The organism is Pseudomonas sp. GXM4, from assembly GCF_008923895.1.
Lineage (GTDB): Bacteria > Pseudomonadota > Gammaproteobacteria > Pseudomonadales > Pseudomonadaceae > Aquipseudomonas > Aquipseudomonas atacamensis.
Window position 1 is genome coordinate 1 of record NZ_WBRZ01000223.1, and the last position, 8,741, is coordinate 8,741.

Here is an 8,741-nt window from a genome sequence, read left to right on the forward strand (position 1 = left end):
ACTTCATTGAAGGAAAGTCCGCATTCGCGAGCAGGCTCGCTCCCACAGGGGTTCTGCGTCGCATGGGAGGTCATCGCATAACTTCCAGTTGACAATCCCCGTAAATCTGGGAAATATCCGCATCGATGTTGTACGACGACGTATGACAAATAATAAAAACAACAAACGATCCAGGGAGCGTCACAGTGAGCCCACTCGCCCGCAATTCCGTCCGCCCTTCACGTTTTGCCCATTTCAAACCGCGTTCGACCCTCAGCCTGATCGGTTGCAGCAGCCTCGCTCTGGCCCTGCCGATGAGCGCCGATGCCGAAGGCTTTCTTGACGACAGCAAAGCCACGCTGAACCTGCGCAACGCCTACTTCAACCGCAACTTCGTCAACCCGGCCAATCCGCAGGGCAAGGCTGAAGAATGGACGCAGAACTTCATTCTCGATGCCAAATCCGGCTTCACCCAGGGCACCGTCGGCTTCGGCCTCGACATCCTTGGCATGTATTCGCAGAAGCTCGATGGCGGCAAAGGCACTGGCGGTACGCAGTTGTTGCCGATTCATGATGACGGCCGCCCGGCCGACAACTTCGGCCGCCTCGGCGTGGCGCTGAAAGCCAAAGTCTCGAAGACCGAATTGAAAGTCGGTGAATGGATGCCGGTGCTGCCGATCCTGCGCTCCGACGACGGCCGCTCCCTGCCGCAGACCTTTCGCGGTGGCCAGATTACGTCCACCGAGATCAACGGCCTGACCGTTTACGGCGGCCAGTTCCGTGGCAACAGCCCGCGCAACGACGCGAGCATGGAAGACATGTCGATGAACGGCCGCGGTGCGTTCACCTCCGATCGCTTCAACTTCGGCGGCGGCGAATACAGCTTCAACGAAAAGCGCACCATGGTCGGCGTGTGGTACGCCGAACTCACCGACATCTATCAGCAGCAGTATTTCAACCTCAGCCACAGCCAGCCGATGGGCGACTGGACGCTGGGCGCCAACCTCGGTTTCTTCACCGGCAAGGAAGACGGCAGCGCTCAGGCCGGCGACCTCGACAACAAGACCGCGTTCGCCCTGCTCTCGGCCAAGTACGGTGGCAACACCTTCTACGTCGGCCTGCAGAAACTCACCGGCGACGATGCGTGGATGCGCGTCAACGGCACCAGCGGCGGCACCCTGGCCAACGACAGTTACAACGCCAGTTATGACAACGCCAAAGAGCGCTCCTGGCAGGTGCGTCACGACTACAACTTCGTTGCGCTGGGCGTGCCTGGCCTGACCCTGATGAACCGCTACATCAGCGGCGATAACGTGCACACCGCCACCACCAATGACGGCAAGGAATGGGGCCGCGAATCGGAACTGGCCTACACCGTGCAGAGCGGCCCGCTGAAAAACCTCAACGTGAAATGGCGCAACGCGACCATTCGCCGGGACTTCAGCACCAACGAATTCGACGAGAACCGGATCTTTATCAGCTATCCGATTTCGTTGTTGTAAAGCGAGTTTCCACACCGATATTCCCTGTGGGAGCGAGCTTGCTCGCGAATGCGTCGGGTCAGACGACTCATCTTTTAATGACGCAGCGCTTTCGCGAGCAAGCTCGCTCCCACTGGAGACTGCATTGCCAACTAAAGGATTCTGCAGACTCAGGACTGGGCGCGCCCTTCCGTCATCTACACCAAAAGTCGCGTTGACAAGATCCGGAAACCCTACCGATACTTCAGCGCAGTCATACGACAACCTACAACAAACCTAATAACAATGTGTTCAGGGATTGCCATGACGTCTACCTCTACCCCCCGCGCTCCTTTCAACCGCCTGCTGCTGACCGGTGCCGCCGGCGGCCTGGGCAAAGTGTTGCGCGAACGCCTGCGCCCTTACGCCAATGTGCTGCGCCTGTCCGACATCGCCGCCCTCGCCCCGGCCGTCGATGACCACGAAGAAGTCGTGCTCTGCGACCTCGCCGACAAGCAAGCCGTGCATCAGCTGGTCGAAGGGGTCGATGCGATCCTGCATTTCGGCGGCGTTTCGGTCGAGCGCCCGTTCGAAGAAATCCTCGGTGCCAACATCAGCGGCGTGTTCCACATTTACGAAGCGGCGCGCAAGCACGGTGTGAAGCGGGTGATCTTCGCCAGTTCCAACCACGTCATCGGTTTCTACAAACAGGACCAACAGCTCGACGCCACTTCGGCGCGTCGTCCCGATGGTTACTACGGCTTGTCCAAGTCCTACGGCGAAGACATGGCCAGTTTCTACTTCGATCGCTACGGCATCGAAACCGTCAGCATCCGCATCGGCTCCTCGTTCCCCGAACCGCAGAACCGCCGGATGATGCACACCTGGCTGAGCTTCGACGATCTCACGCAACTGCTCGAACGCTCGCTGTACACACCGAACGTCGGCCACACCGTGGTCTACGGCATGTCCGCCAACAAAGACGTCTGGTGGGACAACCGCTACGCCAGCCACCTCGGTTTCGAAGCCAAGGACACCTCGGAAGTGTTCCGCGACAAGGTCGAAGCGCAACCGATGCCAGCCGACGATGACCCGGCGCGGATCTATCAGGGCGGCGCTTTCGTCGCAGCAGGCCCGTTCGGCGACTGACCGTTCGACTTGATCCCCTCCAATAAAAACCATGGGAATGAGTATGCAAGCCGAATTGATCGTCGACGCCCGCAACGCGGTCGGTGAAAGCCCGGTCTGGGTGCCGCAGGAAAACGCTCTGTACTGGGTCGATATTCCCAACGGCGGGCTGCAACGCTGGAGCGCTGACACCGGGCACGTCGCCTCGTGGAAGGCCCCGGAAATGCTCGCCTGCATCACCCGCCACCGCAGTGGTGGCTGGGTCGCCGGCATGGAAAGCGGTTTCTTTCGCCTGCACCCGCACAGCGACGGCAGCCTCGACAGTGAGTTGCTCGCCACCGTCGAGCACAGCCGCGCCGACATGCGCCTCAACGACGGTCGCTGTGATCGCCAAGGGCGTTTCTGGGCGGGCAGCATGGTGCTGAACATGGGCCTGAACGCGTCTGAAGGCCGGCTCTATCGCTACAGCGCCGGGCAGACGGGCGTTGTCGAAGCGCAGCTGGATGGCTTCATCGTGCCCAACGGCCTCGCTTTCAGCCCTGACGGCAAAACCATGTACCTGTCGGATTCGCACCCCGATGTGCAACTGATCTGGGCCTTCGATTACGACACCGAAACCGGCACGCCATCGAATCGCCGAATCTTCGTCGACATGAATCATTTCCCCGGCCGCCCCGATGGCGCCGCCGTGGATGCCGAAGGCTGCTACTGGATCTGCGCCAACGACGCCGGCCTGATCCACCGCTTCGCCCCGGACGGCCGACTGGATTTCTCGCTTGAAGTACCGGTGAAGAAACCGACCATGTGCGCCTTCGGCGGCAGCAACCTGGACACCTTGTTTGTCGCCTCGATTCGCCCCGGCGATGACCACGACCCGCAATCCCTGGCCGGCGGCGTGTTCGCCCTGAAGCCAGGCGTCAAAGGCCTCGCCGAACCGCAATTCAACGATTTGCTTTAGACCCTCTGCTGCACCGCTGCGCCTTGAACACAAAAATAACAAGACTGGAGACTCACCCCTCATGAACTTCAAACGCACCTTGCTCGCCGCTGCACTCCCGCTGATGTTCACCTTCGCTGGTGCCGCTCAGGCACTGGAACTTAAAGTCGCCGACATCCACCCCAAGGGTTATCCCACCGTGGAAGCCGAAGAAAGCATGGGCAAGACCCTGACCAAGGAAACCAACGGCGAGCTGACCTTCAAGTACTTCCCGGGCGGCGTGCTCGGTTCGGAAAAAGAAGTCATCGAGCAGATGCAATTCGGCGCGATACAGATGTCTCGCGTCAGCCTGGGTATCGTCGGCCCTGTGGTGCCGGATGTGAACGTGTTCAACATGCCGTTCATTTTCCGCGACCAGCAACATATGCGTAACGTCATCGATGGCCCGGTGGGCGATGAGATTCTCGACAAGATCACCAACTCCGAATTCAAATTGGTGGCCCTGGCGTGGATGGACGGCGGTACACGCAACATCTACACCAAAAAACCGGTGCGCAAGCTCGAAGACCTCAAGGGCATGAAAATTCGCGTGCAAGGCAACCCGATGTTCATCGACATGATGAACGCCATGGGTGCCAACGGTATCGCCATGGACACCGGCGAAATCTTCAGCGCCCTGCAGACTGGCGTGATCGACGGTGCGGAAAACAACCCGCCGACCCTGCTCGAACACAACCACTTCCAGAACGCCAAGTTCTACAGCCTGACCGGTCACCTGATCCTGCCGGAGCCGATCGTGATGTCGAAAATCACCTGGGAAAAACTCACTCCGGATCAACAGCAACTGGTGAAAAAAGCCGCCAAGGCTGCCCAGGCTGAAGAACGCGTACTGTGGGACAAGAAGTCCGCTGCCAGCGAAGAAAAACTCAAGGCTGCCGGTGTCGAGTTCATCACCGTTGACAAGAAACCTTTCTACGACGCTACGGCCTCGGTTCGCGAAAAATACGGCGCGCCTTATGCCGATCTGATCAAAAAGATCGAAGCCGTTCAGTAACGCCTCCCGCTCCGTACTCATGAAAAAGGCCCGGCGCGCCAGCGGTTCAGGCGCGCCCGGTTACGGTGGAACCCGATGAAGAATCTGCTGCTGCGTATCAACGACAAGATCTACATGACGTGCATCTGGGTCGCCGGCCTTTCCGTCCTGGCGATTTCCCTGATGATTCCCTGGGGCGTGTTCGCCCGCTACGTGCTCGGCACCGGCTCCAGCTGGCCTGAGCCGACGGCGATCCTGCTGATGATGGTGTTCACCTTCATCGGCGCCGCCGCCAGTTACCGTGCCGGTGCGCACATGGCCGTGGCCATGCTCACCGACCGCATGCCACCGCAGCTGAAATCCGCAGCGGCGATTTTTTCGCAACTGCTGATGGCGGCCATCTGCATCTTCATGACCATCTGGGGCACCAAGCTGTGCATGTCCACCTGGAACCAGTTCATGGCCGCCCTGCCCGATCTGCGGGTTGGCGTGACCTATCTGCCGATCCCCCTGGGCGGCTTGCTGACGTTGATTTTTGTCGTGGAAAAACTCTTGCTCGGTGACCAGAGCAAACGTCGGGTCGTGCAGTTCGACCTGGTTGAAGAAAGTGAAGGTGCCGTTTAATGGACGCTCTGATCCTGCTGGGCAGTTTTATCGTATTGATCCTGATCGGCATGCCGGTCGCTTACGCGTTGGGCGCCGCCGCGCTGATCGGCGCTTGGTGGATCGACATTCCCTTCCAGGCGGTGATGATCCAGGTCGCCTCGGGGGTGAACAAATTCTCGCTGCTGGCCATTCCGTTCTTCGTCCTCGCCGGTGCGATCATGGCCGAGGGCGGCATGTCGCGCCGTCTAGTGGCGTGTGCCGGCGTGCTGGTAGGTTTCGTCCGTGGTGGCCTGTCACTGGTCAACATCGTCGCCTCGACGTTCTTCGGCGCGATCTCCGGTTCGTCGGTCGCCGACACCGCGTCGGTAGGCTCGGTGCTGATTCCGGAAATGGAACGCAAGGGCTATCCACGGGACTTCTCCACCGCCGTGACCGTCAGCGGTTCGGTGCAAGCCCTGCTGACTCCGCCAAGCCACAACTCGGTGCTCTACTCGCTGGCCGCTGGCGGTACGGTGTCGATCGCTTCGCTGTTCATGGCCGGCATCGTCCCGGGCCTGATGATGAGCGCCTGCCTGATGGTGCTGTGCCTGATCTTCGCGAAAAAGCGCAACTACCCCAAGGGCGAAGTGATTCCGATGCGCCAGGCGCTGAAGATCGTCGGCGAAGCCCTGTGGGGCATGATGGCGATGGTGATCATCCTCGGCGGCATTCTCTCGGGGATTTTCACCGCCACTGAATCGGCGGCCATCGCCGTGCTGTGGTCATTCTTCGTGACCATGTTCATCTACCGCGACTACAAATGGAGCGAACTGCCCAAGCTGATGCACCGCACGGTGCGCACCATCTCCATCGTGATGATCCTGATCGGTTTCGCCGCCAGCTTCGGCTACATCATGACCCTGATGCAGATCCCGGCGAAAATCACCACGCTGTTCCTGACCCTGTCGGACAACCGCTACGTGATCCTGATGTGCATCAACGTGATGTTGCTGTTGCTTGGCACGGTGATGGACATGGCGCCGCTGATCCTGATCCTCACGCCGATCCTGATGCCAGTGATCATGGGCATCGGTGTCGATCCCGTGCAGTTCGGCATGATCATGCTGGTCAACCTGGGGATCGGATTGATAACACCGCCGGTGGGCGCCGTGCTCTTCGTCGGCTCGGCGGTGGGCAAGGTCAGTATCGAAAGCACCGTAAAAGCGCTGCTGCCTTTCTACGCCGTGCTGTTCCTGGTGCTGCTGCTGGTGACCTACGTGCCGGCGATTTCGCTGTGGCTGCCGCACCTGGTGTTGTAACCCGCTGAGAAGATCGCAGCCTCGTGTAAGGAGGCTGCGATCTTTTGCTCTTCACGCCCGCAACAACATGTACCCCGCCACCACCAGACAGACACTGGCAAACCCCACCTGCAACGCCCGCGCCGGCACCTGCGCACAAAGCCTGCGACCGATGAGCATGCCAACGATGCTGGCGACAATGAACGCCGCGCCCTGGCTGTCGATACGCACCCCCGCATGAAACGCGCCGATCACCCCGATCGCGGAAATCAGACTGATCACCATCAACGACGTCGCAACGATACCGCGCATCTGCACATCGGTCAGTTGCTTGAACGCCGGCACGATCAGAAAGCCGCCGCCGACGCCCAGTAAACCCGAAACCACGCCAGTAACCGCTCCCAGTGCAGCCAGGGTGGCGGTGCATTTGGCGGTCCAGTCGAAGCGCCCGGTCTGCTCGTTGAGCATGCAGTTTTTCTGCCCCCAACTGGCATGGCCGTGATCGCTCGGCCCGGCTTGCTGACGCTCCTTTCTGAACATCCGCCAGGCGACCAGGACCATCAGCAGGCTGAACAGGATCATCAGAATCTTTTCCGGCAACTGATGCGCGAAGTAGATCCCCAGCGGCGAAAACACCGCGCCCAGTGCCGCGATCAACAGCGCCGCGCGGTAACGCACCAGGCCATGGCGCAAACCATCGATCGCCCCGACCGCCGCCGCGCTGCCGACCGCAAACAAGGCCACCGGCGCCGCTTGCGTCATCGTCCAGCCGAGCCCGAGCACCAGCGCCGGCACCGCGAGAATCCCGCCGCCCGCGCCGGTCAGGCCGAGGACCAAACCCATCACCACGCCAAACAGACTTGCCAGCAACATAGAAGTTTTCTCAGTCGACCCTGGACAGACGCGTCAGCCACTCGCGGCCCTTGAGCATGCCGTGCCAGTAGAACCACGGCAGCAGCGTCGCCTTCAGCCACCATGCCGAACGGCGGGCCACGGTCGGGTCCAGCGGGAAGGTCGGCAGCAGTTTGCCGCCATAGCCGAACTCGGCGAGGATCACCTTGCCCTTCTCCACCGTCAGCGGGCAGGAACCGTAGCCGTCGTACTTGAGCGGCAGCGGCTGTTTTTTGCGCGCGGCCAGCAGGTTCTGCGCAACGACGACCACCTGCTTGCGCACCGCTGCGGCGGTTTTCGCGTTGCTGGTGCCGCAGATATCGCCCAGTGCGAACACCTCGGGATAGCGCGGATGCTGCAGGCTGTGCGGATCGACCTCGCACCAACCGCCGGCATCGGCCAGCGGACTCTGTGCGATGAAATCCGGCGCGACTTGTGGCGGCACGACGTGCAGCAGATCGAAAGTTTTCGCGACCCGGCTGACATTGCCATCGGCGTCCTTGACTTCAAACCACGCGGTTTTTGCCGGGCCGTCGACCTTGACCAGATTCGAGTTGAACGCCAGTTGCGCGTCGTACTGTTCGATGTACTTCATCAACGGCGGCACGAAGGTCGGCACGCCAAACAGCGCAGCGCCAGCGAGATTGAATTCAACGTTGATGTCTTTCAGCACGGCGGATTTGCGCCAGTGATCGCAAGACAGGTACAGGGCTTTTTGCGGCGCGCCGGCGCATTTGATCGGCATCGCTGGCTGGGTGAACAGCGCCCGGCCGTCGCGCAGTTTCTGCACTTGATCCCAGGTGTACTGGGCGTGTTGATAGCTGTAGTTGGAGGTGACGCCGTGCTGACCGAGGCTTTCCTGCAAACCTTCGATTTTCTCCCAGGCCAGGCGCAGGCCGGGGCAGACGACCAGGTTCTGATAGCTGACGGTGCGCTGGTCGTCGAGGGTGAGTTGGCGGCTTTGCGGGTCGATGGCGCTGACACTGGCCTGAATCCACGTCGCCTGACGCGGCATGACTTTGCTCATCGGCCTGACGGTGTCTTTCACATCAAACGCACCACCGCCGACCAGCGTCCACGCCGGTTGATAGTAGTGCTGTGAACTCGGTTCGATCACGGTGACTTTGAGCTGCGGGTCACGCTTGAGCAGGCTGGCGACAAAACCGATGCCGGCCGTGCCACCGCCGATGACCACGATGTCCGCACTGATGGATAGGCCCCAGTGTTGATCGTTCATTGCTTGTTCCTTTTGCTACACGCAAGGTTTTTTTGGCTCACCACAACAACTAATGTGGGAGCGAGCCTGCTCGCGAAAGCGGTGGCTCAGTCAACTATTCGTCGGCTGACGCGCCGCCTTCGCGAGAAGGCTCGCTCCCACAGGAGATGTTTGTGAGGGCTGGCATTTATGGCTGTTTACAGCTCCTGAGTAC

At 60.5% G+C, this 8,741-nt stretch carries 8 protein-coding genes; 6 read left to right on the forward strand and 2 right to left on the reverse strand.

From position 1 onward, the window contains the following. Positions 1–185 precede the first annotated feature (185 nt). The 6 genes from F8N49_RS21595 to F8N49_RS21620 all read left to right on the forward strand — a co-directional run bounded on the left by F8N49_RS21595 (position 186) and on the right by F8N49_RS21620 (position 6,441). The gene (locus F8N49_RS21595; RefSeq protein WP_024013340.1) at positions 186–1,481 is read left to right on the forward strand and encodes an OprD family porin; all 1,296 of its coding nucleotides are present in this window, start codon (positions 186–188) and stop codon (positions 1,479–1,481) included. A 282-nt stretch (positions 1,482–1,763) separates the two neighbouring features. After that, the gene (locus F8N49_RS21600) at positions 1,764–2,588 is read left to right on the forward strand and encodes an NAD(P)-dependent oxidoreductase (protein ID WP_110645549.1); all 825 of its coding nucleotides are present in this window, start codon (positions 1,764–1,766) and stop codon (positions 2,586–2,588) included. Between the two features lie 43 nt (positions 2,589–2,631). Further along, positions 2,632–3,525: an SMP-30/gluconolactonase/LRE family protein gene (locus F8N49_RS21605; RefSeq protein WP_151552480.1), complete on the forward strand. Its 894-nt coding sequence runs from the start codon at positions 2,632–2,634 to the stop codon at positions 3,523–3,525. A gap of 61 nt (positions 3,526–3,586) precedes the next feature. Then, positions 3,587–4,558: a TRAP transporter substrate-binding protein gene (locus F8N49_RS21610; protein WP_151552482.1), complete on the forward strand. Its 972-nt coding sequence runs from the start codon at positions 3,587–3,589 to the stop codon at positions 4,556–4,558. Between the two features lie 75 nt (positions 4,559–4,633). Continuing rightward, entirely contained in the window at positions 4,634–5,161 is a 528-nt protein-coding gene (locus tag F8N49_RS21615; RefSeq protein WP_016775190.1) for a TRAP transporter small permease, read from the forward strand. Then, complete coding sequence (locus F8N49_RS21620; protein WP_122747276.1) at positions 5,161–6,441, forward strand: TRAP transporter large permease; 1,281 nt, start codon at positions 5,161–5,163, stop codon at positions 6,439–6,441. The genes F8N49_RS21615 and F8N49_RS21620 overlap by 1 nt, the downstream gene beginning before the upstream one ends. Before the next feature lie 51 nt (positions 6,442–6,492). Here F8N49_RS21620 and F8N49_RS21625 read toward each other — a convergent pair whose 3' ends face one another. Next, a complete protein-coding gene (locus F8N49_RS21625) occupies positions 6,493–7,293 on the reverse strand; it encodes a sulfite exporter TauE/SafE family protein (protein WP_151552484.1) in 801 nt (266 codons plus the stop codon). A gap of 10 nt (positions 7,294–7,303) precedes the next feature. Further along, entirely contained in the window at positions 7,304–8,548 is a 1,245-nt protein-coding gene (locus F8N49_RS21630) for an FAD/NAD(P)-binding oxidoreductase (RefSeq protein WP_151552486.1), read from the reverse strand. Positions 8,549–8,741: the final 193 nt, after the last annotated feature.